The organism is Halomarina ordinaria (assembly GCF_030553305.1).
GTDB classification, from domain to species: domain Archaea; phylum Halobacteriota; class Halobacteria; order Halobacteriales; family Haloarculaceae; genus Halomarina; species Halomarina ordinaria.
The window spans coordinates 1300909-1327224 of sequence record NZ_JARRAH010000001.1; the positions used below are offsets into that span (position 1 = coordinate 1300909).

A 26316-nucleotide genomic window follows, 5' to 3' on the forward strand; every position below is an offset into this window, starting at 1 on the left:
CCGTCGACGTTCGTGTATGTTCGGACTCAGCGAGACGGGGACGGCAACCCTCGTCGCGCTCTCGGTGTCGCTGAGTTTCCCGCTGTTCCTCTACGGCGCGTGGATAATGATCGACGCCGAGGAGGTGACGTGGGGCGTCCTCACGCACCACCTGAAGTTCATCGTCACCGGCCTCGCGCTCACCACCGTCCCGCTCGTGACGTGGATGGCCCCTCGCTTTTTCGACCAGCTGAACGGGTTCGCCGCGCTCCACGCCTTCCTCGGCCTCCAGGCGTACGCGATGCTCGCGTTCGGCGCGACGGGCATCGTCCGCATCTTCCGCGCGAAGTGGGAGCACAACCTCTACCACGACTACGACGCGGACGTCCTGCTGGACGAAATCGGCGACGAGAGCATGCGCTTCTGGCGCCGGCGTCTCCGGGTCGGCGTCTTCGGCTACGTGCTGTTCTGGCTGCTCGCGTACGTCGTCGGCATGGCGCGCTACGTCGTCAAGTACGGCCTGCTCTAATCCCAGGACTCGCCGCTGGCGAGGTCGACATCGTGGTCGAGTTTCGAGGAGGGACAGACGTCCTCGAGGACGCAGTCCGAACAGTCGGGGTTCCGGGCAGTGCAGGTCGCACGCCCGTGGTCGATGAGCAGGTGGGTGAACACCTGCCACTTCGACTCGGGGACGACGGGGAGCAGGTCCGCCTCGATGCGCTCGGGGCGCTCCTCCTCGGTCAGTCCCAGTCGCCGCGAGAGTCGCCTGACGTGCGTGTCGACGACGATGCCCTCGACGATGTCGTGGCCGTGCTGGAGGACGACGTTCGCCGTCTTCCGGCCCACGCCGGGGAGGTCCGTGAGCGCGCTCATGGTGTCGGGCACCTCGCCGTCGTGTTCCTCGGCGACGATGCGCCCGATGCCCTTCAGGTAGCCCGCCTTGTTGTTGTGGAACGTGATGCCGTAGATGGCGTCCGCGAGTTCCGCCTCCGACGCCCGCGCGTAGTCCTCCGGCGTCCGGTAGGTCTCGAAGAGGTCCGCGGTCACGCCGTTGACGCGTTCGTCGGTACACTGCGCGGAGAGGACCACCGCGACGAGCAGTTCGAGGCGGTTCGAGTAGTCGAGCGAGATGGTCGAGTCGGGGTACGCCTCCTCCAGCCGGTCGATGACCTCCACGGCCTGTTCCTCGCGCGAATCGAGGGGGACTCCCATGGCGAATCGGCGCGCGGAACCGACTTCGGTGTTGTCGTTCGTCGCGGCACGGTGGTCCGAGCGCGGTCCGACAGGTGGGGCTGTCGAATGGGACGAACTACCCCCCTGCCGTCCCCGCTCCGACCCATGCCCGGTCCCGTGTTCCGCTCGAACGACCGCGTCGCCCTCCGGACCGTCGAGGAGTCGGACCTCGACTTCCTCCGTGAGACGAGTAACCACCCCGACGTGCGCCGGAACGTCGGGAACTCCGCCCCGCACGACGCACTCGCCACGCGCGAGGAGTTCGAACGGAAGAGTACCGACGACGACACCGCCGAGTTCCTCGTCTGCGTCGAGGACGAGCGCGTCGGGGTCGTCGGCCTCTACGACGTCCGCGACGGGTGGGGCCGCGCGGAGACGGGCTACTACCTCCACCCCGACCACTGGGGGAACGGCTACGCCACCGACGCGGTCCGACTCGTCTGCGAGTACGGCTTCCGCGAGCGACGACTGAACAAGGTTGCCGGACGCACCTTCGCGTTCAACGAGGCGTCGGGCCGCGTGCTGGAGAAGGTCGGCTTCGAGTGCGAGGGGCGACTCCGCCGGGAAGCGTTCGAGCGCGGGACGTACGTCGACCTGCTGTACTGGGGACTGCTCGCCGAGGAGTTCGAGGCGTGAGTCTACTTCACAGTCCGAGTTCGCGCCCGAGCACGAGGCGCTGTATCTCGCTGGTCCCCTCGCCGATCTCCATCAGCTTCGCGTCACGGTAGAAACGCTGGGGGGCGAAGTCGGTCGTGTAACCGTAGCCGCCGAGGACCTGGACGGCGTCCTCGGCCACCTCGCGGGCGGCCTCGCTCGCGTCGTACTTCGCCATGGCGGAGATGCGGGTGACGTCCTCGCTGGCGTCGTACTTCGTGGCGGCCTTGTGGGTGAGCAGGCGCGCGCGCTCGGCCTTGCGGTCCATCTCGACGAGCATGTCGCGGACGGCGTCGAACTTCCCGATGGGTTTGCCGAACTGCTCGCGCTGCTTGGCGTAGTGGAGCGCGGCGTCGAACGCGCCCTGCGCCAGCCCCGTCGAGAGCGCGGCGATGGAGATGCGCCCGCCGTTGAGCGTCTTCATCGTCTGCGTCCAGCCCTCGCCCTCCGCGCCGAGCAGGCGGTCCTCGGGGACGCGGCAGTTCGTGAACTTGATCTCGCAGGTGGGCGAGGCGTTGAGGCCCATCTTCTCCCACTCGGTGACGACCTCGAACCCGTCGTCCTCGCGCGGGTCGACGATGAACGTCGAGATACCGTCGTAACCCGCGCCGGGGTCGGTGACGGCCTTCACGAGGATGCTCCCCGCGACGCTCGCGTTCGTGATGAACTGCTTCGTCCCGTCGATGACGTACTCGTCGCCCTCCTTCCTCGCCATGGTGTCCATGTCGCTCGCGTCGCTCCCGGAGCCGGGTTCGGTGAGCGCCCACGCGCCGAGGTACTCGCCGGTGGCGAGCGGCGGGAGCCAGCGCTCCTTCTGGGCGTCGGTGCCGAACAGCTCGATGGGCTTGGTGGCGAGGCTCGTGTGCGCGGCGTACGAGAGGCCGATGGAGCCCGAGACGCGACCGAGTTCCTCGGTGACCAGCGCGTACATCAACTGGTCGCCGTCGAGGCCGCCATACTCCTCGCTCACGGGCACGCCCATCATGTCGAGGTCGGCGAGCGCGTCGAACACCTCCTCGGGGAAGCGGTGTTCCTCCTCGATGTCCCACGCGATGGGTTCTATCTCCTCCTCGCAGAACTCCCGCACCGTGTCGCGAATCATCCGGTGCTCGGCGGGCAGGTCGAAATCCATGGTTCGACTCACGAGGGAGCGCTGATAAACGCTCCGGCAAGTGTTGCGAGGGGCGCTCAGCGGCCCGTCTGGCCGGAGAGACGGTCGGACGCGTCGCCGGCGCCGAGGTCGAATCGGTTGGCGTGGGTGAGCGTCGTCCAGCCGAGGAGCCGCTCGTCGCGCACGGGGCGCCCGCGCGAGTCGATGGCGTCCTGGTGCTGTTCGACGTAGGTCGGTTCGTTGCGCACCTCGCTCCCCCGCGACCGGACGACGCGGAGGAACGACTCGTCCTCCCACTGCGAGTACGCGAGTTCGTACGCCGAGGTCCCCTCCTCGCGTTCGCGGGCGGCGAACCCGCCGACTTCCCCGAAGCGTTCGTCGAACGCCTCGGGGTCGAAGAAGAAGGGGACGTGCGCCTCGAACAGCCGCCGGAGGGCCGGTTCGCCGTCTCGCTCGTACCCGTAGAGGTCCTCGCCGTAGTGGCGGCCGAGTTCGGCGGCCGTGACGAACGCCTTCAACGCGTACAGCGAGTAGCTGAGTCCCTCCGAGCGCTGGAGTTCGTTCGCGAGCAGCCAGTCCTCGCGGCGCTGGCGGAACCCGTCGGCGCGGATGCGGTCGAACGCCTCGCGCAGGCGCCCGTCGTCGCCGAGGTACGCCGCACCCGCCGCCCGACACGTCTCGCGCCAGACGAAGATGTTCTGGACCCAGTCGGGCGTCGCCGTCGGAATCGTCGAGAGGAACGTGTCGGTCCACTCCTCCAGTGCGGCGTGCGACCCGACGCTCCCGTCGTCCCACGCGTCGTGGTTCCGGACGAGGTCGGCACCGTACCACAGTTTCGGAATCGTGACGTACAGTTCGATGCCGTTGGTCAGGCGCGGTTCCATCCGCGTCTCGGGGTCGAGGAACCAGTGGTCGAGGAACGCGACGGTGCGTTCGGCGTAGCGGTCCTCGCCGGTGAACTGGTAGGCGAGGCCGAGGTCGCGCACCCGGTCGCCCATCTCGATGGCGGCGGTGTAGTCGGCGCGCGCCGACTCGCCCGACCCGGGGTCGCCGCTCCGGAAGGTCGACCCCCCGCTGTCGGTGACGCTCCGCGGCGTGGCCGTCAGCGACTCCCGCACGTCGGCGGCGAACGTCTCGAAGGCGCTCGCCCACGGGTCGTCGCCGGCCAGGACGCGCCGGCGCACCGCGGCCAGTTCCCCGAGGTGGACGAACAGCGCCGGACGCCGCTCGCCCGTCGGGAGACCGGTCGACCCGTCCTGTGCGCCCCCGCGACCGGTCCCGAGGCCGGTCACGCCCGCCACCGTCGCGACCCCTCGCAGATACCGCCGTCGGCTCCACCCGCCGCCGTCACCTGTCATCGTCCCGTGACGTCGGCCGGCGAGAGTGGTATCGATTTCGGCCCTCCCGACGACGGTCAGGGGTTCCGAGGGGACGGGCGTGACCGTCGAGTGTGGCGCGGCGACCGCTACGCGACCGAGTAACACTCATACTCGCGGGTCGTCTCGTCTCGTCGTATGGCCGTCCGGCGGTTGCTGAAGGGGACCATCGAGTGGAACCGGCTCGAGAGCGTCGCGGTCGAGGTGGCCCGCCGGTACGACCGGTCGTCCGTTCGCGTCGAGTTCCTCGACGCCGACAACTGGCTCTCGACGCCGTTCGTCGTCGACGACCGCTGGTTCGTGAAGGTCGTCTCCGAGCAACACGCCCTCCTGCACGCGGTCCTCACCACCGGCCGGAACCTCGGGGCGTTCTCCAGCGGCGTCCCGGGGTTCTTCGACCACGTCCGCGACCCGGCGGAGATGGCCGACCTCGAACTGGCGGCGACCCGGCGGATGCGCGACCTGGGGGTGAACGTCCCCGAACCGGTCGAGGCGTTCGAGCACGACGGCCTCGGCGTCCTCGTCGTCGAGTACCTCCCCGCCTTCCGTACGCTCGGTGAACTCGACGAGAGCGAGGTGCTGCGCTACGCCCCCGAACTCTTCGACGCGCTCTCGCGTATCCACGACGCCGGCCTCGCTCACGGCGACCTGCGCGCGGAGAACGTCCTCGTCGCCGACGAGCGCCTCTTCCTCATCGACGCGACGAGCGTCCGTCCGGGGGCCGTCGAGCAAGCGCGGGCGTACGACGTCGCCTGCGCGCTGGCCGCCGTCACCCCCCTCCTCGACTCCCGCGCGGCCGTCGACGCCGCGCGCGAGCACTACCCCGTCTCGGTCCTGCTGGACGCGCGCGACTTCCTCGACTTCGTCAACATCCGTCCGGACCACGACTTCGACGCGGCGGGCGTGAAAGGCGAGATAGAGAAGGACGCGAGCGGCGGGGGCGAGGGTTAGACCCACCGCGTCGAGACGAACGCGTATGTCACCACGAGGTGCAGGGCGAACGCGAGGACGCCGACGACGAGCACGTAGTGATAGGGGACGTCGCGTTCGACGCGGAGGTACATCGCCCCGCCGACGAGCGCGGCGCTCGCGCCGCCGAGGACGAGGAGCGCGAGACCACCGAGGAGCCACGCGCCGCGGTTGGCGGGGTCCGCCGGAGTCGCGTCGCGTCGTATCTGGAACGCCCAGAAGGCGAGCAATCCGGCGGTCACGACCCCGAGCAGGAGGAAGTAGCCGAGCGTCGGCAGGGACTGGAGGGGGACGGAGACGGCGACCATGCGCTGAAATTCACGCTACCCGACAAAAATCTTGGGCGGCGCGGGCGGTCCCGGTTCGCGCGGTCCCCGCCTCACTCGGTAATCTCGATGCGGATGGCCTCCGCGTCGTCGCGTTCGCGGCGGGCCGCCTCGCGTTCGAGGTGGCGCTCGACGAGTTCGACGTTCCGGACGTTGGCCTTGATGAACGCGTCGAACACCGGGCCGACGACCGGCACCGCGCCCGCGACGGCGTCGGCCCCGATGTTCAGCAGCATGCGGACGATGGTGGAGTACGACACGCCGAGGTTGGCGGCCTCGACGACGATGTACAGCGAGAGGCCGGCGGCGGCGACGTCGCCGGCGCCCGGGAGGACGCCGAGCAGGGGGTCGATACCGAAGCGGAAGTCCGTCCCCGGGACGCGAAACCCCTCGTCGAGCAGGTATGCGACGGTGCGCATCCGGTCGAGGGCCGCTTCGTCCGCCGCGTCGAGCGCGATGTCGATGTCGTCGTCCATACCCCTCGCCAGGAGTGCCACCGACATGAGGCTACGTATCGCTCGGTGTTCCGACCTGTCCGTGCGGACGGAACGACTCGTGGACACGGTGAGTTTTTACCCCCCTCCCTCGCAATTCTTACCAGGATATGAGCCAGCAGACCACGGAGACCAACCGACACTACATCGCCGGCGAGTTCACCGCCGGCGCGGGTGAGGAGACGTTCGAGTCGCGCAATCCCGCCACGGGTGAGACGCTCGCGACGTTCGAGCGCGGGACGCCCGAGGACGTCCAGCGCGCCGTCGACGCCGCCGCCGACGCCTTCGAGGAGTGGCGCTCGCTCAGCCACATCGACCGCGCGGAGTACCTCTGGGACATCTACCACGAACTGCGCGAGCGCACCGACGAACTCGGGGCGGTCGTCACGAAGGAGTGCGGCAAGGAGATAAGCGAGGGGAGGGCCGACGTCATCGAGGCGTACCACATGGTCGAGTGGGCGGCGGGCGACGCCCGCCACCCGAAGGGCGACGTGGTACCTTCGGAGATTCCGGGGAAGGACGCCTACATGCGGCGCAAGCCCCGCGGCGTCGTCGGCTGTATCACGCCGTGGAACTTCCCGGTCGCCATCCCGTTCTGGCACATGGCGGTCGCGCTGGTCGAGGGGAACACGGTGGTCTGGAAGCCCGCCGAGCAGACGCCGATGTGCGGCCAGATCATCGCCGAGATGTTCGAGGACGCGGGCATCCCCGAGGGCGTCTTCAACATGGTCCAGGGCTTCGGCGACGCCGGCGCCGAAATCGTCGACAACGAGGCGGTCAACGCGGTGCTGTTCACCGGGAGCGCCGAGGTCGGTCACGAGGTCGCCCGCAAGGTCGCCGAGCAGCCGGGCACGCTCGCGGCCTGCGAGATGGGTGGGAAGAACGGCATCGTCGTCACCGAGGAGGCGGACCTCGACGTCGCCGTCCACTCCGCCGTGATGTCGAGCTTCAAGACGACGGGCCAGCGCTGCGTCTCCTCCGAGCGCCTCATCGTCCACGAGGACGTCTACGACGAGTTCAAGGAGCGCTTCGTCGAGGTGGCGAAGGGGGTGTCCGTCGGCGACCCGCTCTCCGAGGGGACGTTCATGGGACCGGCCATCGAACCGGACCACGTCGAGAAGATACGCAAGTACAACGACCTCGCGCGCGAGGAGGCCACCGAGGTGCTCGTCGACCGCACCGAACTCGACGCGGACGAGATTCCCGAGGGGCACGAGGACGGCAACTGGGTCGGTCCGTTCGTCTACGAGGTCGAGTACGACGACGAAGGCGAACAGCGTTCCATCCGCGAGGAGGTCTTCGGGCCGCACGTCGCGCTCATGAAGTACAGCGGCGACGTCGAGCGCGGCGTCGAGATTCACAACGACACGCCCTACGGTCTCGCCGGCGCCATCATCAGCGAGGACTACCGGCAGATAAACTACTACCGCGACCGCGCCGAGGTCGGTCTCTCCTACGGCAACCTCCCGTGCATCGGCGCGGAGGTGCAACTCCCCTTCGGCGGCGTCAAGAAGTCCGGCAACGGCTACCCCTCCGCTCGCGAGGTCATCGAGGCCGTCACCGAGCGCACCGCCTGGACGCTCAACAACTCGAAGGACATCCAGATGGCTCAGGGACTCTCGGCCGACATCAAGACGCAGGAGGACTGACTCACGACTCGAGGCCGCAGTCTCGCTCTTTTACCGACTGCGACGGTCGAACGACGGAGAGGGACGGCGACAGCGCTCGGGTGCGTGGGTGTCCGGATGTGACGCGAAGGGGGAGGCGGTCGAATGCCGTCGAGGCCGACCCTCCTCGACAGCGGGTGTGGCGGCCTGTTTCACCGAACGAACGAGAAAAGCGCCCGTCCGGCACGTGTACATGCGAGCGCCTCGGTATAAAACGTTGACGACGGGACAGTCACGCGATAGCGAACCACACGCCCTACGACCGGCGGTCGCGGAGCGCGGGGAACTCCTCGCGGACGTCGGCGACGGCGTCGGGGTCGCAGTCGGCGACGACCAGCGCGGGGTCCTCGCCGCTCCCCGCGAGCGCGACGCCCCAGGGGTCGTAGACCGTCGAGCGCCCGACCAAGGCGGCGTCCTCGAACGCCCCCGACCCGTTGGCCGCGGCGACGTACGCGAGGTTCTCCACCGCGCGCGCCCGCGGGAGGAGCGTCCAGTGCTCGACGCGGGGGTAGGGCCACGCGCTCGGGACGCAGAACAGCGTCGCGCCCGCGTCGGTGAACGCGCGGTACAGTTCGGGGAACCGGAGGTCGTAGCAGGTGGTCGTGGCGACGCCGAACCCCTCGAAGTCGACGACGGGAAGGGACTCGCCGGGGACGAGCAGGTCCGCCTCCGCCGAGTCGTAGCCGAAGAGGTGGCGCTTGCGGTAGACGGCGCGCCGCTCTCCCGCCCGGTCGAGGAAGACGGAGGTGTTCGCGTACCCCTCGTCGGCCGGCCCCCCCTCGGTCGTCGCGAGGTCCTCGACGATGCTCCCCGCCACGATGGCCACCTCGCGGTCACGGGCGACCTCGGCCAGCCGCGAGAGCGTCGGCCCGTCGAGCGACTCCGCGCGGCGGGCGTAGGCGTCGAACGCGAAGTAACCGACGGTGAACACCTCCGGCAGGACGACGAGGTCCGCGCCCCGGTCGGCGGCCGTCTCCACGGCGTCGACCGCGCGGCCGACGTTCCCCCGCACGTCGGCGGCCTCGATGGCCAGCTGGGCGAGTGCGACGCGCATCTCAGTCGAGGCCGAGGTCCGCCCTGATGGCGTCCTCGAGGTTGTCGAGTTCGTCGTCGAGGTTACGCTTGAAGAAGCGCTCGACGCCGGGGAGTTTACCGTCGACGGTGAACCGGTTCGTCAGGCGCGTGCCGCCCTCGACCGACTCCAGTTCGTGTTCCCCGACGACGCGCATCACCTTCGAGCGCCCGACGAAGCGGACGTACGAGGGGGGTTCGACCGTCGTCTCGCGCGTCTCGACGGCGATGGTCCGGTCGACCAGCGGGATGGGGAGTTTCACGTGCCACGTGGCGGTCCGCTCGCCCGTCGTCTCGAACTCGTCGACGACGCTGATGGGTCGGGCCCGTTTCTCCGGGTCGGAGATGAAGTCCCACACGTCCTCGGGTGCCGCGTCCAACTCGAACGACCGCTCTACCCGGACAGTCATACCGGCACTTCGCCGGCGACCGTAAAAAGTGTCCTACCCGAGCGTCACGCGCCAGGTCGTCGAGCGCGCGCGTCCCCACTTCTCGATTTCGATGTCGTCGGCGGAGTCGGCGAGTCGCGGGAGCCGAGCGCCGACCTGCTTGGCGGAGAGGCCGATGCTGTCGGCGATGCGCTTCGCCCGGAAGTAGCTGTTTCCCTGCGCAATGCTCTCGTGCAGGTAATCGAGGATGCGCTGGTCCTCTTCGCTGAACTCGGCCATAGCTCCTCTAGGGGGCTTGCCGGATTAACGATTACGGCATTACTCGTAGAGGTGCAACGCCGCGACCGCGAGGACGCCCGCGAGCATCGCCGCCGCGAACCCCCACCCCGAGAGCACCTGGTTCCCGCCCATCGCGGCCACGTACATCAGCACCGCGCCCCCGAACCCGAGGACACCGAACACCAACGCGAGGCCGAGTTCCATGTCGGTTCCCGACGCCGTTCCTTCCATACGCGGCCAGGGGACCCGCCCGATAAAAACACTCCCGGTTCGATACCCTCCGGGAGCTCCGATATACCGGATACCGCGATAGCAAATCGGTTCGTCGCCCGACTCCCGGGGCGTATCGGGACGGACCCGGGTCCGCCGCGGCGGCCGCCTCCCACTCCGCGACGAGGTCGTCCGTGGTCGTGATGGTCACGCCGTCGACGTCTTCGAGGTACGCCAGCCCGTTTCGGTGGTCCTCCTCGGTGAACGCGTCGACGCCGGGGAGCGTTCGGCAGGCGGGTGCGTCCCGGTTCCGGGACGCTCTCGGTCGGAATCCGTGCCCTCCGCCGGGGAGGCGGGTCGGCGAGATAACCACGTTTTTGTGGTGGGCGAGCCAACTCCGTCCCATGTCTGACGAGGAGGAGCAGCCGACCGACGAGGAGCAGAGTACCGGCGACGGCGACGAGGAGAAGTCCTTCCGCGAGCGCGTCGAGGAGATCCGACAGCAACGAGAACAGGAGCGAGAGGAGGGAGAGGGCTCCTCGCGCGAGGAGCGCCTGGAGGAGGTCTTCGGCGGCGGCGGCGAGGGCGGCCCCGGCGGCATGGGCGGTAACCCCTTCGCCCAGATGATGGGCGGTATGATGGGCGGCGGCGGCGGCCCCGGCGGCATGGGCGGCGGCCCGGGGATGGGCGGTCCCGGTGGCCCCGGCGGCCCCGGTGCGCGCGGGCGCGAGCAGGGCGAGGAGGGGAACGAGGAACTCGTCCGCGAGGTCCGGAAGGTCCGCGACGAGATTCACGACGTGCGGCGCGAACTGGAGCGCATCGCCGACGCTCTCGAGGACTAGACGACCCTTCTCCCCGTTTCAGAAGCTCGCGAGACTCGACTGTAGCTCACGGTCGCTCGCCCCGTCGCGGAGTTCGTAGCCGACGAGGTCGCGCAGGTCGACCGCGTAGGTCCCCGTCTCGCGCTCCAGGACGAGGAGACGGCCTTTCGTCCCGCGGACGCGGCCCGTCGCTAGCGTCTCGGGAACGGGCTGGTCCGCGAGCGCGAGGCCGTAGTCGAACTCGAAGCGTTCGGCGACGTCGAAGTCCGCGAGCAGCGCCGCCCACGCCTCGTCGTCGACCCGGCGATGGAGACCGGCGACCTTCGTCGGGACGCGCACCCTGTCCGTGACGTCCCGTGCGATGTCGGCCTCCAGTTCGCGTGCGATGCGGCCGTTCGAGACGGTGTGGACGTGGGCCCCCCGGTCGGCACCCTGTTCCCGCAGGCGGGTCTCGAGGCGTTCGAGGCGCGTGACGCCCACCTTGAACGTCGCGGGTGCGAACGCGGCGAGGTAGACCGCGTGCTCTTGGTAGCAGTCCATCTCGTCCTTCAGACACGTCCCGGTACAGCGCGCGCAGACCCACGTCGAGCGGTGGGCCTCGCAGTACGGTGCCGCCGGCGCGTCGCAGGCGACGTGGCCGTCGGCGGTCAACGCGCCCGCGCAGTGGCGCTCGCCGAGGGAGAACGCGAGGTCCGCTCCGCGCGCGAGCGGGACGCGCTCGACGCCCCCGTCGGCGGCGTCGCTGGTCACGAGGAGGGCCGGGTCGAGTGGCTGGTAACCGACGACCTGCACGGAGGAACGTCGGCGCGCGCGCCTAATACGCTGTTCGCCTCGCCCGAACCGGCCCCTCACCGCCGGAGACGTGTGTCTCCCGCCCGCAGCGCGGTCGGGGCGAACAGTCATAACCTCGCCGCACCAAGTATGCGTGTGAAAGACACCCACGATATCGGGGCGCTCCAGCGACTCGACCCCGAGCGCTTCGCCGGCCTCGTGCGCGAGTTCGCCGACGCGCGGTGGGAGGACTGGACGGTGGAGGTCGCCCCGCCGACGCCGGCGGGCGCCATCGACGTCCACCTGGAGCGGGAGGGGCGACGACACCTCCTGCACGTCCGTCACTACCCCGAGACCAGCCGCGTCGACGTGCGGGTGGTCCGCGACCTCGTCGCCGTCGGCACCGAGCGGGGGTTCGACGCCGTCACGCTCGCGACCACGTCGGCGTTCACCCCGGAAGCGGCGAGCAGAGCGACCGAGGCGGACGTCGAGACGCTCGACGGCGAGGCGCTGGCCCGGGCGTTCGACGAGGCGGGCGTCGAGTTCCCGGAGGGGGACGGTGCCGAACTCGCCTCCTCGCTACGGACCCTCGACTACTGGCCCGAACCGCTCGTCGAACGCATCGAGGCCGTCATCGCCCTGCTCGACGAGGCCGCGCCGGACGACCAGCACCGCACGCGGACGAGCACCTACACGGACGTCGACTACTACCGCGAGGACGTCGAGGGACTGTTCGCGAAGGCGCGCGTCACGGGGCACAGTTTCCTCGCGTACGTGCGCGTCGACGGCCGCCTCCAGCCGGTCGTCAGGCTGTCGGTCCACGAGAGCCCCGAACGCTCGCTGGACGCGGAGCGAGAACTCTCCGCCGCCATCCGGCGGGCGCTCAGTCACTGAGCGAGAAGCGGTAGCGAACCGGGGCGACCCGCCTCCCAGCCCTCCGAATGCGGTCACGTGCCGGCGTCACGTTGACGTGCCGTCGCGGGACATCCCGTGTATGGTCACGACGACGACTGCCGCTGGCGCGTTCGCGCTCGGTCTCGCCGCGGTCCACGTCCTCGCGGGACGGCTCGGGCGCCTCGACCCCGCCTCGCGGCGGGCGACCGTCTCGTTCGCCGGCGGGGTGTCGGTCGCATACGTGTTCGCGCTGTTGCTCCCGGAGGTCAACCGCGCCGTCCTCGAGGCCGTCGAGAGCGGCAGTACCGTCGGGTCGTTCTTCCGACGCGACGTCCACGTCTACCTGGTCGTCCTCCTCGGGTTCGTCGTCTTCTACGGCGTCCACGCTCTCGTCGCGACGTCGAACCGGGACGCGGAGGCGAGCGACGCCGCGACGCCGGTGTTCGTCGCACACGTCGTCGCCTTCACCGGCTACAACGCGCTCGTCGGCTACCTCCTCTTCCACCAGGAGGGGCCGGGCCTCCTCGAACTCTCGTTCTACGCGGTGGCGCTCGGGATGCACTTCCTCGTCGTCGACGCGTCGTTCAGGCGGCACCACGGCACCGCCTACGACCGTCTCGGACGGTGGATTCTGGCGGGCGCGGTCCTCGCCGGAGCGGCCGTCGGTGCGGTCACGCCCATCGACGAGGCGACGCTGTCGGTGCTGTTCGCCTTCCTCGCGGGGAGCGTCGTGTTCAACAGTATCCGGGAGGAGCTCCCGGAACCGGGCCGTATCCGGTACCTGGCGTTCCTGGTCGGGACGGGCGTCTACAGCGCCGTCCTGCTGTTCGCGTGAGTCGTCACGACCCACCTTCGATATAGCACTGCGAGGTGTATCGCCGCGGTGCCTATCACGAGGGCGGTCGACGGAAGCGTATGCTCGACTGCGACCTCTCGGCCGCCCTCGACGGGAGCGTGACGTTCGCGTACGTGGTTCGAAACGCGGGCGAGACGCCGGTCACCTGCCGGTTCTCGGACGCGGCGCGGATGGAGGTCGTGGTCACGGAGGGTGGCGCGGAGCGCTGGCGCTCCTCCGACGGACAGGTGTTCGCGCAGGTGCTCGGCGAGGAGACCCTCGCGCCGGGGGAGTCCGTGACCTACGAGGCGGAGTGGGCGGACCCACCGACGGGGCGCTACGAGGCGCGGGCGGACCTGCTCGCGAGGGAGCGGTCCTGTGCGGCGCGAGTAGCGTTCGAGGTGCCGTAGTCAGTCGAGCGCGAGCAGTTCGCGGGTCGCCCGGCGGACGGACTCGTCGCTCGTGAGTTCCGGTTCCCAGCCGAGGGCGGCCAGTTTATCGATGGGGAGGAAGACGCGGGGGACGTCGCCGGTCCAGCCGCGGTCGCCGCCGGTGTAGGCGTAGTCGGGGTCGAGACCCATCTCCTCGCTGACGATGTCGGCGATGCGGGTGACGCTCGTCGTCTCGTGGGTACCGAGGTTGTAGACGTTGAGGTCGGCGTCGGCGTGTTCGACGACGTGACACATCGCGTCGACGCACTCGGTGACGTGCATGTAGGACTTCTCCTGGCGGCCGTCGCCGAGGACGGTGAGCGTCTCGGGGTTCTCTCGGAGTTTCTCGACGAAATCGGGGACGACGCCGGCGCCGAAGCGCGGACCGACGATGTTGGCGAAGCGGAACGTCCACACGGTGACGTCGTGGCTGTGAGCGTACACCGAACAGACGGACTCCTCGGCGAGTTTCGTCGCGCCGTAGCCGCTGATGGGTTCGAGCGGGCCGTAGTCCTCGGGCGTGGGTTCGCCCGCGTCGCCGTAGACGGTACACGAGGAGGTGAACGCGAGGTTGTCGACGCCCACCTCGGCCATCCGTTCGAGGATGCCGTAGGTGATGGCCGTGTTCGCCTCGAACTGCGCGCGCGGGTGGTCCGTGTCGACGTACTTGTCGGCCGCCGCGAGGTGGCAGACGAGGTCGACGTCCCCGGTGACGACGTCGGCGACGACCGACGCGTCGGTGAGGTCGCCCTCCACGAACGTCGCCCCCTCGGGTACCGACGCGGGGTCGCCGTTCGAGAGGTCGTCGACGACGACGACGTCGTTGTCGGGGGCGAGCGTGCGCGCGAGGTGTGACCCGATGAGACCCGCGCCGCCGGTGACGACGACGCGCTGGCCGGAGAGTTCCATGTCGGGAGTGTACCGGCGCCGCGCAAGTGGCTTGCGACTCGTCGTGCTCGGTTCCGAAAGCCATACTCGCGCGCGAGCGAACTCACGGTCGATGAACGAACACGAGGTCGCGGTCCTCCGCCTCGGCCACCGTCCCGGGCGGGACAACCGCATGACGACCCACGTCGGCCTCACGGCGCGTGCGCTCGGCGCCGACCGCGTACTCCTCTCCGGCGACGCGGGCGGGTCGCGCGACACCATCGAGGACATCACCGCCCGCTTCGGCGGTCCGTTCGCGGTCGAACAGACCGACGAACCGAAGCGCGTGATTCGGGAGTTCCCGGGACGGGTCGTCCACCTGACGATGTACGGCCTCCCCGTCCAGGACGTCGAGGGGGAGATACGGACGGCCTGCCGCGAGGGTCCCCTGCTGGTCGTCGTCGGTGCCGAGAAGGTCCCCTTCGACGTCTACGAGCGCGCCGACTGGAACGTGGGCGTCACCAACCAGCCACACTCGGAGGTGGCGGGCCTCGCCGTCTTCCTCGACCGCCTGTTCGAGGGGCGGGAACTCGACCGCGAGTGGGCGGGCGCGACCCACCGGGTCGTCCCGAAGTCCACCGGCAAGGAGGTCGTGCCCGTCGACGCCGAGGAGTAAGGTGACCCGTCGCATCGCATCCCGTCGGGTTTCGGAGGATGGGACGCCCGGGGGCGAGTCCCGAACGGTCGTCGTGTGTGGAGCGACCGAAAGAGCGCGTGGTGGGACGCGGCGGGTCAGGCCCCGCGCGCGCTGGCTGCGGTGTCGGTGGCGGTCGCCTCATCTCGACCCGTCATGGCGACCATCGCCATCGAGACGCCGGTCGTCAGGAGGCTGATACCGAACAGGAGGCCGACGGCCCAGACGGCGCTCGTCGGGAAGTCGGCCCAGAGGAGCGCCGCGAGGACGACGGAGATGGCGCCGCTCGCCACCAGCCAGCCCCAGCGAGGCTCGCCGCGCAGGCGCAGTCCCAACGCGATCTCGACGATACCGTCGACGAGGAAGTACGCGATGAGCAGCAGCGTCAGCGACAGGAGTCCGACGACGGGGTTCACCAGCAGCGCGACCCCCGCGAGGAGGTAGACGACCCCCAGGACTATCTGCCACATCGACCCGCGCCAGCCCTCGGCGGTGAACGCGTGTGCGCCGTGGACGACGGCGCCGACGACCAGCGCCGCGCCGAGGAATATCGATATCGAGAGACCGGTGACGAACGGGAAGACGATGGCGGCCACCCCGAGGAGGGCGATGAGCACACCGCCGGCGAGGAGCGTGCGCCACGACCCGTACAGTCCGGTGTCTGCCCGCCGCGTCTCGACGTCTCTCGTGGTTTCGTGACTCATGGTGACTCTCGACGAGAGGGTAGGTAACTGACGGGCTTAAGCGGTGTTGATAGTTTGTCATACACTCCGAGAAACGGACCGCAGAAGACTCGTCCGTCCCGTGATAGGGCGCTATCAGACTGTCTTCAGTCGTTCACTTCCCCGACGGCGACCGTCCACCGACGGTCCTCGCCGCCGTCGGGGCGTCGGCGTCGTTCGGTCGTGACGTGGTACACGGACGGGCCGTGGGGGCAGTCGGAACGGTCGGTCGCGCAGGGCTGGCGCCTGTGGACCACCGGGAACCCGTCTCGTTCGACCACGCGGACGAGTCCCTCTCCCCGGAGTGCCTCGACCTCGGGCGCGTCGTGGCGCTCTCGGAGGGAGCGCTGAACGTGGACGACCGCCGGGTGCAGGTCGTGCCCGGAGCAGTCCGCGAGCGCCCGGACGGCGGGGCGGGGAGGGCCGACGACGGCGCGTCGGACGTCGTGGTGCAGGGACGGGACGGAGCGGAGGGTACGCACGGACGGCCCTACGGCGAACGGAAGTTTTACCCGCCCCAGTCGCGCAATTCTCCGTAATGGCCTTCGAGGAGCTACTGAACGACCCCGTCATCCAGAAATACCTCCACGAGCTGGTCGGTCCGACGGGCATGCCGGTCGCCGCCGCACCCCCGGACGGTGAGGTGACCGACGAGGAACTCGCCGAGGAACTCGACCTCGAACTCAACGACGTCCGGCGGGCGCTGTTCATCCTGTACGAGAACGACCTGGCGAGCTACCGCCGCCTGCGCGACGAGGACTCCGGGTGGCTCACCTACCTCTGGACGTTCGAGTACGACCACATCCCCGAGAAGCTCGAGGAGGAGATGTACGACCTCCTCGACGCGCTGGAGGAGCGCCGCGAGTACGAGGCGGACAACGAGTTCTACCTCTGTCCCGAGGAGTCGCTGCGCTTCGAGTTCGGCGAGGCGATGGAGTTCAACTTCCAGTGTCCGAGCTGTGGCGCAGACCTCGACTCGATGAACAACGACCGCCTCGTCGAGGCGATGAACGACCGCATCGCGGGGCTCCGCGACGAACTGAACGTGGACGTCTAGATGGTCGTCCTCGCAACGAAAGTGTACGTCGGCGGCGGCGCGCGCGAACGGGCGCTCGACTCGCTTCGCTCGCTCGTCGCCAACAGCCTCGGCGACCTGGACGTGGACTTCGACGTCGGCGTCCGCGCGGACGGCTTCCCCTCCGTGACCATCACCGGCGAGGACGCCGTCGTGGCGCGTAACGTCCTCCGCGAGGAGTGGGGCGCGGTCACGCCCGACTTCCGCGACGGCGAGGAGTACGTCGGCACGCTCGAGTCGTGGGACGGCGACGGGTTCGTCCTCGACGCGGGCGAGGAGGTCCGCATCCCGGCCGACGGCCTCGGCCTCGGACCCGGCGACCCGACCCAGATTCGCCGGCGCTTCGGCCTCGTCCAGCACGTCCCCCTGCGGTTCGTCTACGGCGACGACCCGCGCCTCGCCGACGCCGAGCGCGACCGACTGTTCGAGTGGACCCGGGGGACCGGCCGCCTGAACGTCAACAGCGCCACCCGCGCCGAGGTGCGCGCGACGGTCAACCGCGCCGGTCACGCCGAGGACATCGTCACCGTCGAGCGCCTCGGCCTGCTCGAACAGAGCGTCGTCTGCCGGGAGGGGACCGACCCGCCCGGCCTGCTCTCGAACGTCGGGGAGTACCTCCCCTCGGAACTGCTCTGCGTCGTTCCATGAGGCGCCTGCTCGCGCTCGCCATGTTGGTCCTCCTCACGATGAGCGCGGGCTGTACCAGCCTCTTCGGTCCCGGTGACCTCGACCAGGAGCAGTTGAACGCCGAGGCGGAGTACGACTGGGACACCGACGCGACGGCCACCATCGACCTCCGCGCGGACCGTTCGCGGTCGGTGTACGACCTCGAGGACCGCCGGAACCTCTCGGTGTACGGGAGCAACGCCCTCGGCCTGGAACGTCCGCCGAACCTCCAGTCGGTGCGCTATCAGTACCCCAACGGAACGGTCATCGCGCCCGACGACAGCGAGGAGTTCCGGGTCCAGCAGTCGCGCGAGCGCGCGACCATCCGCGTCCCGGAGGCGGGCGGGAAGGTGGCGTTCACCATCCCGCGCAACGGCAAGTCGTTCACGACGCCGACGTTCGTCGAGGACACCTCCTACGAGGTGGTCCTCCCCTCGAACACCGACGTCGCCGTCCCGCTGCTCGGGAAGGTGTCGCCCGGCGGGTACACGACCGAGCAGGTCGGCGACCGGGTCCACATCCGGTGGGACACCGTCGAGACGAGCGCCATCTCGGTGCGCTACTACCTCGACCGCGACCTGCTCATCTTCGGGTCGCTCGCGGGCCTCCTCACCGTCGCGGGACTCCTCGGGGCCGTCTACTACCAGATGCAGATACGCGAACTCGCCCGCCGGCGACAGGAGGTCGGCCTCGACATGGAGTCAGGCGAGGAGTAGCGCGGCCGGCGGCTGCACTTTTACCCCACCCCCGCGTAGCCGGGGCCATGCGTGTCGCGGTCGTGACCGTCGGTGACGAACTCCTCGCTGGTGAGACAGTGAACACGAACGCCGCCTGGCTGGGCGAGCAGCTGACGGCCCGGGGCGCGCGCGTCGAGCGCGTGGTGACCGTCCCGGACCGCGTCGAGGACATCGCGGACGTCGTCCGCGAGTACCACGACCGGTACGACGCCGTCGTCGTCACGGGGGGGCTGGGGCCGACGCACGACGACCTCACGATGGAGGCGGTGGCGAGCGCGTTCGACCGGGACCTCGAACGCGACGAGTCGGCGCTCGACTGGCTGGAGGCCAACGGGGGGTACGTCCGCGAGGACCTCACCGCCGGGACGGCGGACCTCCCGGCGGGCGCGCGGGTCCTCCACAACGAGGAGGGCGTCGCCCCGGGCTGCGTCGTCGAGTCGGTGTACGTCCTCCCGGGCGTCCCGGCGGAGATGAAGGCGATGTTCGAGGGCATCAGGGAGGAGTTCACGGGGACGAGACGCCACGTCGCGACCGTCGCGGTGGACGAACCGGAGAGCGCGCTGCTCGACCGGTTCGAGGAACTCCGCGAGCGCTTCGGCGTGACGGTGGGGAGCTATCCGGGCGAGTTCGTCCGGGTGAAGCTCCGAGGAGAGGACGCGACGGCCGTCGAGGCGGCCGCCGCGTGGTTGCGCGAGCGGTCGACGCTCGTCGACTCCGGGGCGGTCACCGAGTGAGGTAGGCGAGCCACGCGGCGGTCAGCGCGAGCCCGCCGAGCGTGATGACGTACCCCGCGGCGTCTACGACGCCCGTCTGGACACCCTCCTGCAAGATGACGTACATAGCTCCGCGTTCCGGCGGGGAGGGTATAAGCGATGCGTTCGCGGCGTCGCTTCCGGGGGGCTTTTGCGGTCGCTCGGGGAAGGGAGAGCGTGAGACGAATCGGGTTCCTGCTCAACCCCGTCGCCGGGATGGGGGGACGGGTCGGACTGAAGGGGACGGACGGGAAGGTCGAGGAGGCGCGCGCGCTCGGTGCCGAACCGCGAGCGCCCGACCGCGCGAGCGAGGCGCTCGCCGCGCTCGCCGACCACGACCCCACGGTCGACCTCCTCGCGTACGGCGACCCGATGGGGGCGAGCCAGGTGCGGTCGGCGGGGTTCGACCCGACGGTCGTCGGCCACCCGGCGGGCGAGGAGACGGGCGCCGAGGACACCCGGGCGGCGGTCCGGGCGTTCCTCGACCACGGGGTCGACCTGGTGCTGTTCGTCGGGGGCGACGGGACGGCCGTCGACGTCGCCGAGGTGCTCGAAGCCGGTGGCGTCGAGACGCCGATGCTCGGCGTCCCCGCCGGCGTGAAGGTCTACTCGTCGGTGTTCGCGGTGACGCCCCGGGCCGCCGGGCGCATCGCCGCCACCTACGAGCGCACCGCCGACCGGGAGGTCAACGACATCGACGAGGACGAGTACAGGGAGGGGGAGGTCCACACCGAGTTGAAGGCGGTCGTCCGCGTTCCGGTCGCCGAGGAGGTACAGTCGAGCAAGCAACTCGGCGGGGGGAGCGTCGAGTCGCTCGCGGCGGGCGTCGCCGAGGAGGCCGACCCCGACGTCACCTACGCCCTCGGCCCGGGGAGTACGGTCGGGGCGGTGAAACGGGAACTCGGCTTCGAGGGGTCGCCCCTCGGCGTCGACGTCTGGCGCGACGGCGAGGTGCTGGTGCGCGACGGGAGCGAGCGCGAGATACTGGACGCGCTCGGCGAGTCGAACGTCGTCGTCGTCTCGCCCATCGGCGGCCAGGGGTTCGTCTTCGGCCGGGGGAACCAGCAGCTCTCGCCGACGGTGCTCCGGCGCTCGGAGGTGCTCGTCGTCGCCTCACGGGCCAAACTCGACGACATCGGCGTCCTCCGCGTCGACACCGGCGACCCCGACCTCGACGAGGAGTTGCGCGGGTGGCGGCGGGTGCGGACCGGCCGCTTCGAGCACCGCCTCATGCAGGTGGAGTGAGCCGTCTCGACGGAGGGACCGCCCGCCGAACGTGTGAGTGACTATCAGTATTATATGGCACAGACTGACTAGTCGTGTTGAGATATCCTTAAGGTCGTTGGGTGCGCTATCCCGTTGCATGGAAACGCGGAAAGTCCAGCGCCTGGGGCCGTCGACGCTGGCTATGACGTTACCGGCGGAGTGGGCGAAACAGTACAACGTCGAGAAGGGGGACGAGGTGTCGATTCGTATCGGGGGCAAGGGGATGTTGACCGTGATGCCCGAGTCCGTCCAGCGCGAGGAGAGCGAAGCGGTCATCCACGCGGGGAGCCTCGACGCCGACGCCGTCGAGCGCGCCATCGTCGCCCAGTACGTCCTCGGGCGGCGGGTCATCCACGTGGAGGCCCCCGAGGACGAGACGCTCGACAGCGCGCACATCAACGCCGTCTACAACGCCGAGACGCAGTTGATGGGGCTCGGCGTCATCGAGGAGCGACCCGAGCGCATCGCCATCCGCTGCTCGGTCGACCCCGAGGACTTCACGCTCGACAACCTGCTCGAACGCCTCGAGTCGACGGGCCAGACGATGCGCAACGAGGCGATTCGCGCGCTCGCCCACGGCAACCCGGACCTCGCCCAGCGTGCGCTCAACCGCGAGCGCCAGGCGAACAAGATCTTCGTCCTCCTGCTGCGTCTCATCTTCACCGCCTACCAGAACCCCAACCTCACGAACGCGCTCGGCCTCGACGACGGTTTCGCGCTCATCGGCTACCGCTCCATCGCGAAGAACCTCGAACTCACCGCCGACAACGCCGAGGACATCGCCGAGATAGCGCTCAACGCCGAGAACCACTCGCTGAAGGTCGACCAGCCGACGATGCGGAAGATCCGCGACTTCACCGACAAGGTCAACGAGATAACGGAGAAGGGCGTGCGCTGCGCCGTCGAGCGCGACTACGACACCGCCATCGAGGTGCGCCGCCTGTTCGCGGACATCAAGGACCGCGAACGCGAGATACTGAACGAACTGCCGGACATGCCGAACGAGGACCTCCTCGAGGTGCGCGAGGTGCTCGTCAGCCTCCAGCAGACGGCCCAGTACGCGGTCCGGAACGCCGAAATCGCGACCAACCTCGCGCTCAACGCCGAGAGCGAGCACACGACGATTCGGTAACCGCCTCAGGCGCCGACCGGGCGCGCGAGCGCCCCGAGGAGCCCGCCGTCGTCGCGCTCGGCTCCGTCGTCGTCGGAGCCGTCCGTCCCGTTCACGTCGGTCTCGTCCCCGTCCGTCCCGTTCACGTCACCGTCGTTGGAGTCGTCACCCGTCGAGGCGTTCCCGTCGTCCTCGCCGGCGGTCCCTCCGCCGTCACCGCCCGCCGCGGTCGCGTTCTTCGTCCCGAAGACGTCCGTCTCGACGGTCGTCGTGTACGTGAGGGCGTCGAGGGGGAGTCGAACCGTCTCGCCCGACGGGAGTTCGGCCGTCGCGTAGAAGTCGATGCGGACGTCCGTCACCTGGTTCCGTTCGAGGTGCGACACCCACCACTCGTCGAGGCGGTCGTTGCGTATCGCCGTCGTCGTGTCGACGGTCTCCTCCGCCCCCGGTTCGATGACGTGCGCGCGCTCGGTCGACCCGCTTCCCACCTCGACGTCGTTCATCGTCATCTCGTAACCGATTTCGGTGAGAACGTATGGCGAACTGTTGGGGTTGTAGACGACGAAGCGGGTGTCGATGGGCGTGCGCTCCGCGGTCACCTCGCCCCACGCCGCATCCGTCTCGCGGACGACGAGGACGGGGTCGGGCGCGAGCGGCGAGTCGCTCCGAACCGGCCGGTCCTCGGTGGAGCGGAACTGACCGATGACGTCCGTCTCGACGGTTCGCTCACGGGAGGCGGACACGCTCCGTCCGACCGACGAGAGGCGGGCGCGCGCGTCGACGCTGACCGTGGTGGTCTCGTCGGCCCGGACGTGCGACACCCACCACGCGGGGATGCGCTCGTTGTCCATCGTCGTCGACAGCGAGGTCGTCGAGTTACCGGCCGGGAGGGCGACGCCCGACGTTCCCCCCCTCGCGAGGGCGACGTCGTTCATCGCCACGGTGTAGTTCGCCGTCGTTCCGCCCAACCGGACGCCGACGGGGTTGGGGTTGTGGAGGTGGAGGTCCGTGTGGACGACGGTTCGACTGTCGTTCACCGCGCCGAACCGGTTCTCGACGTCGGTCACTCCGGGGGCACCGACGACCCCGGTGAGCAGTGCGCCGCCGGTGCCGGCGGTGAGGACCACCAGCAGGACCCCGACCGTGCGACTCCGGGATGCGAGCAGACCACGTAGCATGTGGACAGTTCGCCCACGGAGATGTATAAGTTTTCAGTACTGTTCGAGCGAGACGCGATAGACGCTCTCGAGCGTGTCGACGGCCCGTTCGACGCTCATGCGCTCGCGGGCGACGAGACAGGAGGTACGCAGACGCGCCCGTTCGTCGAGCGTCCGGCGAATCGCGGCGCGGAACCCGGAGACGTCGCCGGGGGCGTAGTGGTAGCCCGTCGACCCCTCCTCGACGGTGTCGGCCAGCGCGCCGGCGTCGACGGCGACGACGGGCGTGCCGCAGGCGATGGCCTCCAGCGCGACCAGCCCCTGCGTCTCGACGGGACTCGGGAAGACGAACGCGTCGAGCGCGGAGTAGAACGCCGGGAGTTCGTCGCGGTCGAGGAAGCCGAGGAACCGGACGTCGATGTCCGCCTCGGCCGCGCGGGTCTCGAGCGCCGCGCGGGCCGGGCCGTCGCCGCCGAAGACGACGGAGACGTCGAGCCCCTCCGCGGCGTCGACGACGTCCTCCAGACGCTTCTCGTAGCCGTGGCGGCCGGTGTAGCCGACGAGCGGCCCCGAGGGGAGGTCGTAGGCCTCGCGGAAGGCGTCGCCGTCGCTCGGGGCGAAGCGGTCGACGTCGATGCCGTTCGAGACGACGGTGATGGGCGGTTCGACGCCGCGGTCGAGCAGGCGCGCGCGGGCGCTCTGGCTCGGCGTGACGACGTGGTCGGCGCGGTTGAGGTAGCGCGTCTCGTAGCCGTTGGCGACGCGCTCGACGAAGGCGGCGAGGCGGCTGTCGAACAGGTAACTGGCGTACTCGGAGGTGGGCGTGTGAAACGAGACGATGAACGGGACGTCGCGCCGGCGGGCGAGGCGGTAGCCCGCGAGGCCGATGCCGAAGGGAGTGTGCGAGTGGACGAGGTCGGCGTCGCGCACCGCCGCCGGCACTCGCGGCAGGCCGACGTGGAACCCCTCGTAGAACGGGAACGGGACGCTCGTGACCGGGTGTTCGCTCGCCGACGGCACGTGGTCGCTCCCCGGGTAGACGACGCCCATCCGCCCGCCGCGGCGCTCCCAGCAGTCGCGCCACGCCTCGATGGTGTAGGTGACGCCGTTGACGGTGGGGAGATACGTGTCGGTGAAGACGGCCACCTCCGGTCGCATTTCCTGAGAGTCCAGCGCGGGGGGGTTAATGGGTTGTGACTTCGACCCGGCGCGTCAGCGACCGGCGCGACCGGCGGTCACGTCCTCGTACGCCCGGACGAGTTCCGACCCCACCCGGTCGAGGCTGTGGGCGGCGGCCGTCTCGCGGGCGTTCTCGCCGAGTCGGTCGCGCAGGTCGGGGTCGGCTGCGAGTCGCGAGAGCGCCTCGCGGAACTCCTCGCGCGAGTCACAGAGCAGACAGTCCTCGCCGTCGGTGTAGAACTCGCGGAAGACGGGGAGGTCCCGGAGGACGACGGCCTTCCCGCAGGCCATCGCCTCCAGCACCACGAGTCCCTGGTTCTCGACCTTCGCCGGGAAGCAGAACACGTCGCCCGCGGCGAACGCCCCGCGCTTGTCGTCGACCCAGCCCGTGAACGTGACGTTCTCGGGCGGGTCGGTCGTCCACCGTCTCACCGTCGGACTCGCCTGCGGGCCGGTGTCGTAGGGGCCGAACCAGGCGAAGTCGTAGTCGGTCTCCTCGGCGAGGCGGCAGAAGTCGGTGAGGCCCTTGCGCTCGAAGACGTTCCCGACGGCGAAGACGACCGTCCCCTCGAGGTCGAACCGCTCGCGGTAGTCCTCGCGGAACGACTCGAACCCGGCGAGCGACGCGGTGTCGACCCCGTTCGAGATCGCTCTGATCGGCGCGTCGACGGGGTAGGAGTCGAGGACGCCCCTCGTGTACTCGCTGGGGCAGAGCACCAGGTCGGCCTGCGAGTAGAACCACCGGAGGTAGCGTTCGAGCGCCGGGCCGACGCGCGTCGACCCGCGGAAGCTCTCGGCGAAGTCCTCGCGGGTGACGTGGGCGTGGAGGACGAGCGGGACGCCCTCGCGGCGGGCGTGGCGGGCGACGGCGACCGACCCGGGGCCGACGACGTTGCAGTGCGCGAGGTCGAAGTCGGCGAACGCGCCGTCGCCGACGAGCGCGTGCTGGAGGGCACTCGCTGGGGTCCCCCCGCGCCACGGCGAGACGAGGAGGTCGACGTCGGTCCGGTCGGCGAGCGCTTTCCGCTGGTGAGAAACGGAGGTCCCGATGCCGCTCCTGACGAGGTGGGCTTCGAGTTCGAGGTAGTTGCAGACGCGCATCCGTATGCCCCGCGCTGGTCGCGGGAGGCGATTAACCGTACCGACTCGCCGCTCAGGCGTAGCCCAGGTCGCGGAGGTGTTCCATCGTCGCGTCGTCGTAGTCGTCGTCGCGTGCCGCGGCGAGCGGCCGGCCGGCGTCGAAATGGTCGAGGGCGGCGGGGGTGACGCGCTCGTCGTGGTACTTCTCCAGCGCCGAGGGCACCCGGAGGGTCGCGGTGCGGTCGCCGCGGCGAACCGTCTTCACCACGCCCTCGCCGTCGTGCTCGTAGACGACGCGGGCGCCCGCCGTCAGTTCCTCGAGCGCCATCGCCTCGCGGCGGTCGGCGTCGAGGAGGTGCGTGTCGTGCCACTCGACGGACGCCGGGACGGGGCCGTCGGCCGCGAACGAGGAGCGCTCGCCGGCGCGGACCGCCTCGACGGCGTCGGGGAAGCCGGTGAGCGGCGCGAGGTCGGGGACGACCCGGGCCGTGGTCTGACCGGGGTCGCGCACGACGAGTGGGACGTGCAGGAGTTCCTCGATGGCGTAGCGGCCGTGGCCCGCCACCCGGTGTCGGCGCGCCGTCTCGCTCGGTTCGCCGAACGCCTCGCCGTGGTCGCTCGTGACGACCAGCAGGGTGTCGTCGAGGACGCCGCGCGCGCGGAGCGTCTCGACCAGGTGGCCGACGGCGGCGTCCGCGTCGCGAATCGCGTCGTTGTACAGCGGTTCCATCGCTCGCAGGAGCCACCAGGGGTGGTCGCCGGCGTAGAAGTCCCAGATGTAGTCCTCGATGCGCCCTTCGAGTCCGACGAGCGTCTCGTCGCCCTCCACGAGCGTCTCGGGGCGGTAGGGTGCGTGGGCGTCCATGAGGTTCATGCAGGCGGCCCACGGCTCGTCGGTCGCCGCCTCCCACTGCAGGAAGTCGTCGACGATGGTGGGGGCGTGGACGACGTCCGGTCCGCCGAGGCCGGGGAGGTCAGGGAGGTCGCTGCGGAGTTTCAGTTCGAGGCCGTTGCACAGCGAGTGGAGGGGTCGGTCGTGGTCGAGACACGCCCGCAGGTAGTCGGCGTACTGGCCGGTCCCCTCGTCGAAGACGAACGCCCGGGGGTCGAGGGCGTCGGGGAAGCGAAGCGGCTTCGGCGACCCGACGTGGTCGAAGGCGTCCTTCAGCCCGTTGTTCGTCGTCACGAGGAACGGGTTGCCGGAGAAGACGCCCGTCTCGTAGCCGTCCTCGGCGAGCGACTCGAATATCGTATGGCCCGACGGGAGTCGGTCGCGCGTGGAGTAGACGCCGTGTTCGTGGGCGTGGCGGCCGGTGAAGAGGCTGGCGTGACTCGGCAGGCTCCAGCTCGAGGGGGCGCGGGCGTTGCGGTAGGTCGTCGCCTCCTCGGCCAGCGTCGAGAGGGCGGGCGTCGTCGTCAGCGTCGGGTCGTGGAGCGAGGTGTTCCTCGCCCGGACGCTGTCGAGGACCACCAGAAGGACGTTCGGGGGCATATCGTCTG

32 protein-coding genes are annotated in these 26316 nt (G+C 69.9%); 15 read left to right on the forward strand and 17 right to left on the reverse strand.

What is annotated here, in order from left to right; genetic code table 11:
* Positions 1–16: 16 nt before the first annotated feature.
* Complete coding sequence (locus tag P1Y20_RS07030; RefSeq protein ID WP_304447950.1) at positions 17–508, forward strand: DUF7321 family protein; 492 nt, start codon at positions 17–19, stop codon at positions 506–508.
* Here the strand turns inward: P1Y20_RS07030 and nth are convergent.
* Complete coding sequence (nth, locus tag P1Y20_RS07035; protein WP_304447951.1) at positions 505–1191, reverse strand: endonuclease III; 687 nt, start codon at positions 1189–1191, stop codon at positions 505–507. The two genes, P1Y20_RS07030 and nth, sit on opposite strands and share 4 nt — an antisense overlap.
* An 87-nt stretch (positions 1192–1278) precedes the next feature.
* On the opposite strand from nth, the gene P1Y20_RS07040 reads away from it, so the two are divergent.
* Entirely contained in the window at positions 1279–1848 is a 570-nt protein-coding gene (locus tag P1Y20_RS07040; protein WP_368662138.1) for a GNAT family N-acetyltransferase, read from the forward strand.
* Positions 1849–1855: 7 nt separating this feature from the next.
* Here P1Y20_RS07040 and P1Y20_RS07045 read toward each other — a convergent pair whose 3' ends face one another.
* Positions 1856–2998 (reverse strand): acyl-CoA dehydrogenase family protein, encoded by a 1143-nt coding sequence (locus P1Y20_RS07045; RefSeq protein WP_304447952.1) that lies wholly within the window; start codon positions 2996–2998, stop codon positions 1856–1858.
* 56 nt (positions 2999–3054) lie between these two features.
* Positions 3055–4335 (reverse strand): alginate lyase family protein, encoded by a 1281-nt coding sequence (locus tag P1Y20_RS07050; RefSeq protein ID WP_304447953.1) that lies wholly within the window; start codon positions 4333–4335, stop codon positions 3055–3057.
* A gap of 156 nt (positions 4336–4491) precedes the next feature.
* Here P1Y20_RS07050 and P1Y20_RS07055 point away from each other — a divergent pair, with 156 nt between their 5' ends.
* Positions 4492–5304 (forward strand): RIO1 family regulatory kinase/ATPase domain-containing protein, encoded by an 813-nt coding sequence (locus P1Y20_RS07055; RefSeq protein WP_304447954.1) that lies wholly within the window; start codon positions 4492–4494, stop codon positions 5302–5304.
* Here the strand turns inward: P1Y20_RS07055 and P1Y20_RS07060 are convergent.
* Positions 5301–5630, reverse strand: coding sequence for a hypothetical protein (locus P1Y20_RS07060; RefSeq protein ID WP_304447955.1), 330 nt, complete (start codon positions 5628–5630; stop codon positions 5301–5303). The genes P1Y20_RS07055 and P1Y20_RS07060 overlap by 4 nt on opposite strands.
* Before the next feature lie 71 nt (positions 5631–5701).
* Positions 5702–6124, reverse strand: a complete 423-nt coding sequence (locus tag P1Y20_RS07065; protein WP_304447956.1) for a DUF4112 domain-containing protein — start codon at positions 6122–6124, stop codon at positions 5702–5704.
* A 128-nt stretch (positions 6125–6252) separates the two neighbouring features.
* Between P1Y20_RS07065 and P1Y20_RS07070 the strand changes: the two genes are divergently transcribed.
* A complete protein-coding gene (locus P1Y20_RS07070) occupies positions 6253–7791 on the forward strand; it encodes an aldehyde dehydrogenase family protein (RefSeq protein ID WP_304447957.1) in 1539 nt (512 codons plus the stop codon).
* Positions 7792–8065: 274 nt separating this feature from the next.
* Here the strand turns inward: P1Y20_RS07070 and P1Y20_RS07075 are convergent, their stop codons facing one another.
* The 4 genes from P1Y20_RS07075 to P1Y20_RS07090 are packed head-to-tail and all read right to left on the reverse strand — an operon-like array spanning position 8066 to position 9779.
* A complete protein-coding gene (locus P1Y20_RS07075) occupies positions 8066–8863 on the reverse strand; it encodes a carbon-nitrogen family hydrolase (protein ID WP_304447958.1) in 798 nt (265 codons plus the stop codon).
* Between the two features lies 1 nt (position 8864).
* Positions 8865–9290 carry an SRPBCC family protein gene (locus P1Y20_RS07080; RefSeq protein WP_304447959.1) on the reverse strand — a complete coding sequence of 142 codons (426 nt, stop codon included), beginning with the start codon at positions 9288–9290 and terminating at the stop codon, positions 8865–8867.
* 33 nt (positions 9291–9323) lie between these two features.
* Entirely contained in the window at positions 9324–9548 is a 225-nt protein-coding gene (locus tag P1Y20_RS07085) for a DUF7123 family protein (protein ID WP_304447960.1), read from the reverse strand.
* 39 nt (positions 9549–9587) lie between these two features.
* Complete coding sequence (locus tag P1Y20_RS07090) at positions 9588–9779, reverse strand: DUF7525 family protein (RefSeq protein ID WP_304447961.1); 192 nt, start codon at positions 9777–9779, stop codon at positions 9588–9590.
* Between the two features lie 383 nt (positions 9780–10162).
* Between P1Y20_RS07090 and P1Y20_RS07095 the strand changes: the two genes are divergently transcribed.
* Positions 10163–10600: a hypothetical protein gene (locus P1Y20_RS07095; RefSeq protein WP_304447962.1), complete on the forward strand. Its 438-nt coding sequence runs from the start codon at positions 10163–10165 to the stop codon at positions 10598–10600.
* A gap of 18 nt (positions 10601–10618) precedes the next feature.
* On the opposite strand, the gene P1Y20_RS07100 is transcribed toward P1Y20_RS07095, so the two are convergent.
* On the reverse strand, positions 10619–11371 hold the full coding sequence (locus P1Y20_RS07100; RefSeq protein WP_368662139.1) for a DUF2797 domain-containing protein: 753 nt from the start codon (positions 11369–11371) through the stop codon (positions 10619–10621).
* A 135-nt stretch (positions 11372–11506) separates the two neighbouring features.
* Between P1Y20_RS07100 and P1Y20_RS07105 the strand changes: the two genes are divergently transcribed.
* The 3 genes from P1Y20_RS07105 to P1Y20_RS07115 all read left to right on the forward strand — a co-directional run bounded on the left by P1Y20_RS07105 (position 11507) and on the right by P1Y20_RS07115 (position 13489).
* The gene (locus P1Y20_RS07105) at positions 11507–12244 is read left to right on the forward strand and encodes a restriction endonuclease (protein ID WP_304447963.1); all 738 of its coding nucleotides are present in this window, start codon (positions 11507–11509) and stop codon (positions 12242–12244) included.
* Between the two features lie 100 nt (positions 12245–12344).
* Complete coding sequence (locus P1Y20_RS07110) at positions 12345–13079, forward strand: hypothetical protein (RefSeq protein WP_304447964.1); 735 nt, start codon at positions 12345–12347, stop codon at positions 13077–13079.
* Between the two features lie 80 nt (positions 13080–13159).
* A complete protein-coding gene (locus P1Y20_RS07115) occupies positions 13160–13489 on the forward strand; it encodes a BsuPI-related putative proteinase inhibitor (RefSeq protein ID WP_304447965.1) in 330 nt (109 codons plus the stop codon).
* Here the strand turns inward: P1Y20_RS07115 and P1Y20_RS07120 are convergent, their stop codons facing one another.
* On the reverse strand, positions 13490–14419 hold the full coding sequence (locus P1Y20_RS07120) for an NAD-dependent epimerase/dehydratase family protein (protein ID WP_304447966.1): 930 nt from the start codon (positions 14417–14419) through the stop codon (positions 13490–13492).
* Between the two features lie 91 nt (positions 14420–14510).
* Here P1Y20_RS07120 and P1Y20_RS07125 point away from each other — a divergent pair, with 91 nt between their 5' ends.
* Positions 14511–15053, forward strand: a complete 543-nt coding sequence (locus P1Y20_RS07125) for a tRNA (cytidine(56)-2'-O)-methyltransferase (RefSeq protein ID WP_304447967.1) — start codon at positions 14511–14513, stop codon at positions 15051–15053.
* Positions 15054–15169: 116 nt separating this feature from the next.
* On the opposite strand, the gene P1Y20_RS07130 is transcribed toward P1Y20_RS07125, so the two are convergent.
* On the reverse strand, positions 15170–15775 hold the full coding sequence (locus P1Y20_RS07130; protein WP_304447968.1) for an HdeD family acid-resistance protein: 606 nt from the start codon (positions 15773–15775) through the stop codon (positions 15170–15172).
* Between the two features lie 125 nt (positions 15776–15900).
* A complete protein-coding gene (locus P1Y20_RS07135) occupies positions 15901–16275 on the reverse strand; it encodes a hypothetical protein (protein WP_304447969.1) in 375 nt (124 codons plus the stop codon).
* A gap of 56 nt (positions 16276–16331) precedes the next feature.
* Between P1Y20_RS07135 and tfe the strand changes: the two genes are divergently transcribed.
* From tfe to P1Y20_RS07165, 6 genes are all read left to right on the forward strand, one after another.
* On the forward strand, positions 16332–16850 hold the full coding sequence (gene tfe, locus P1Y20_RS07140; RefSeq protein WP_304447970.1) for a transcription factor E: 519 nt from the start codon (positions 16332–16334) through the stop codon (positions 16848–16850).
* Positions 16851–17516 (forward strand): DUF2110 family protein, encoded by a 666-nt coding sequence (locus tag P1Y20_RS07145; protein WP_304447971.1) that lies wholly within the window; start codon positions 16851–16853, stop codon positions 17514–17516.
* Entirely contained in the window at positions 17513–18250 is a 738-nt protein-coding gene (locus P1Y20_RS07150; RefSeq protein WP_304447972.1) for a DUF5803 family protein, read from the forward strand. The genes P1Y20_RS07145 and P1Y20_RS07150 overlap by 4 nt, the downstream gene beginning before the upstream one ends.
* Before the next feature lie 47 nt (positions 18251–18297).
* Positions 18298–19005: a competence/damage-inducible protein A gene (locus tag P1Y20_RS07155; protein ID WP_304447973.1), complete on the forward strand. Its 708-nt coding sequence runs from the start codon at positions 18298–18300 to the stop codon at positions 19003–19005.
* A 195-nt stretch (positions 19006–19200) separates the two neighbouring features.
* Positions 19201–20268, forward strand: a complete 1068-nt coding sequence (locus tag P1Y20_RS07160; protein WP_304447974.1) for an ATP-NAD kinase family protein — start codon at positions 19201–19203, stop codon at positions 20266–20268.
* A 118-nt stretch (positions 20269–20386) separates the two neighbouring features.
* Positions 20387–21421 (forward strand): phosphate signaling complex PhoU family protein, encoded by a 1035-nt coding sequence (locus P1Y20_RS07165; RefSeq protein WP_304447975.1) that lies wholly within the window; start codon positions 20387–20389, stop codon positions 21419–21421.
* A gap of 5 nt (positions 21422–21426) precedes the next feature.
* On the opposite strand, the gene P1Y20_RS07170 is transcribed toward P1Y20_RS07165, so the two are convergent.
* The 4 genes from P1Y20_RS07170 to P1Y20_RS07185 are packed head-to-tail and all read right to left on the reverse strand — an operon-like array spanning position 21427 to position 26308.
* Positions 21427–22578 carry an LEA/WHy family protein gene (locus P1Y20_RS07170; protein WP_304447976.1) on the reverse strand — a complete coding sequence of 384 codons (1152 nt, stop codon included), beginning with the start codon at positions 22576–22578 and terminating at the stop codon, positions 21427–21429.
* 33 nt (positions 22579–22611) lie between these two features.
* Positions 22612–23715 (reverse strand): glycosyltransferase, encoded by a 1104-nt coding sequence (locus P1Y20_RS07175; protein ID WP_304447977.1) that lies wholly within the window; start codon positions 23713–23715, stop codon positions 22612–22614.
* Between the two features lie 54 nt (positions 23716–23769).
* Positions 23770–24837, reverse strand: coding sequence for a glycosyltransferase family 4 protein (locus P1Y20_RS07180; protein ID WP_304447978.1), 1068 nt, complete (start codon positions 24835–24837; stop codon positions 23770–23772).
* Between the two features lie 52 nt (positions 24838–24889).
* On the reverse strand, positions 24890–26308 hold the full coding sequence (locus P1Y20_RS07185; protein ID WP_304447979.1) for a sulfatase: 1419 nt from the start codon (positions 26306–26308) through the stop codon (positions 24890–24892).
* Positions 26309–26316: the final 8 nt, after the last annotated feature.

What these genes read in the sequence shown, in the direction of transcription:
- P1Y20_RS07145 (WP_304447971.1), top strand. Translation starts at nt 16,851, where the DNA reads ATGGTCGTCCTCGCAACGAAAGTGTACGTCGGCGGCGGCGCGCGCGAA.
- P1Y20_RS07110 (WP_304447964.1), top strand. Translation starts at nt 12,345, where the DNA reads ATGGTCACGACGACGACTGCCGCTGGCGCGTTCGCGCTCGGTCTCGCC.
- P1Y20_RS07055 (WP_304447954.1), top strand. Translation starts at nt 4,492, where the DNA reads ATGGCCGTCCGGCGGTTGCTGAAGGGGACCATCGAGTGGAACCGGCTC.
- nth (WP_304447951.1), bottom strand. Translation starts at nt 1,191, where the DNA reads ATGGGAGTCCCCCTCGATTCGCGCGAGGAACAGGCCGTGGAGGTCATC.
- P1Y20_RS07180 (WP_304447978.1), bottom strand. Translation starts at nt 24,837, where the DNA reads ATGCGCGTCTGCAACTACCTCGAACTCGAAGCCCACCTCGTCAGGAGC.
- P1Y20_RS07175 (WP_304447977.1), bottom strand. Translation starts at nt 23,715, where the DNA reads ATGCGACCGGAGGTGGCCGTCTTCACCGACACGTATCTCCCCACCGTC.
- tfe (WP_304447970.1), top strand. Translation starts at nt 16,332, where the DNA reads ATGGCCTTCGAGGAGCTACTGAACGACCCCGTCATCCAGAAATACCTC.
- P1Y20_RS07060 (WP_304447955.1), bottom strand. Translation starts at nt 5,630, where the DNA reads ATGGTCGCCGTCTCCGTCCCCCTCCAGTCCCTGCCGACGCTCGGCTAC.
- P1Y20_RS07165 (WP_304447975.1), top strand. Translation starts at nt 20,387, where the DNA reads ATGGAAACGCGGAAAGTCCAGCGCCTGGGGCCGTCGACGCTGGCTATG.
- P1Y20_RS07155 (WP_304447973.1), top strand. Translation starts at nt 18,298, where the DNA reads ATGCGTGTCGCGGTCGTGACCGTCGGTGACGAACTCCTCGCTGGTGAG.
- P1Y20_RS07080 (WP_304447959.1), bottom strand. Translation starts at nt 9,290, where the DNA reads ATGACTGTCCGGGTAGAGCGGTCGTTCGAGTTGGACGCGGCACCCGAG.
- P1Y20_RS07075 (WP_304447958.1), bottom strand. Translation starts at nt 8,863, where the DNA reads ATGCGCGTCGCACTCGCCCAGCTGGCCATCGAGGCCGCCGACGTGCGG.
- P1Y20_RS07090 (WP_304447961.1), bottom strand. Translation starts at nt 9,779, where the DNA reads ATGGAAGGAACGGCGTCGGGAACCGACATGGAACTCGGCCTCGCGTTG.
- P1Y20_RS07040 (WP_368662138.1), top strand. Translation starts at nt 1,279, where the DNA reads ATGGGACGAACTACCCCCCTGCCGTCCCCGCTCCGACCCATGCCCGGT.
- P1Y20_RS07185 (WP_304447979.1), bottom strand. Translation starts at nt 26,308, where the DNA reads ATGCCCCCGAACGTCCTTCTGGTGGTCCTCGACAGCGTCCGGGCGAGG.
- P1Y20_RS07085 (WP_304447960.1), bottom strand. Translation starts at nt 9,548, where the DNA reads ATGGCCGAGTTCAGCGAAGAGGACCAGCGCATCCTCGATTACCTGCAC.
- P1Y20_RS07030 (WP_304447950.1), top strand. Translation starts at nt 17, where the DNA reads ATGTTCGGACTCAGCGAGACGGGGACGGCAACCCTCGTCGCGCTCTCG.
- P1Y20_RS07115 (WP_304447965.1), top strand. Translation starts at nt 13,160, where the DNA reads ATGCTCGACTGCGACCTCTCGGCCGCCCTCGACGGGAGCGTGACGTTC.
- P1Y20_RS07095 (WP_304447962.1), top strand. Translation starts at nt 10,163, where the DNA reads ATGTCTGACGAGGAGGAGCAGCCGACCGACGAGGAGCAGAGTACCGGC.
- P1Y20_RS07045 (WP_304447952.1), bottom strand. Translation starts at nt 2,998, where the DNA reads ATGGATTTCGACCTGCCCGCCGAGCACCGGATGATTCGCGACACGGTG.
- P1Y20_RS07070 (WP_304447957.1), top strand. Translation starts at nt 6,253, where the DNA reads ATGAGCCAGCAGACCACGGAGACCAACCGACACTACATCGCCGGCGAG.
- P1Y20_RS07065 (WP_304447956.1), bottom strand. Translation starts at nt 6,124, where the DNA reads ATGGACGACGACATCGACATCGCGCTCGACGCGGCGGACGAAGCGGCC.
- P1Y20_RS07120 (WP_304447966.1), bottom strand. Translation starts at nt 14,419, where the DNA reads ATGGAACTCTCCGGCCAGCGCGTCGTCGTCACCGGCGGCGCGGGTCTC.
- P1Y20_RS07130 (WP_304447968.1), bottom strand. Translation starts at nt 15,775, where the DNA reads ATGAGTCACGAAACCACGAGAGACGTCGAGACGCGGCGGGCAGACACC.
- P1Y20_RS07050 (WP_304447953.1), bottom strand. Translation starts at nt 4,335, where the DNA reads ATGACAGGTGACGGCGGCGGGTGGAGCCGACGGCGGTATCTGCGAGGG.
- P1Y20_RS07150 (WP_304447972.1), top strand. Translation starts at nt 17,513, where the DNA reads ATGAGGCGCCTGCTCGCGCTCGCCATGTTGGTCCTCCTCACGATGAGC.
- P1Y20_RS07170 (WP_304447976.1), bottom strand. Translation starts at nt 22,578, where the DNA reads ATGCTACGTGGTCTGCTCGCATCCCGGAGTCGCACGGTCGGGGTCCTG.
- P1Y20_RS07125 (WP_304447967.1), top strand. Translation starts at nt 14,511, where the DNA reads ATGAACGAACACGAGGTCGCGGTCCTCCGCCTCGGCCACCGTCCCGGG.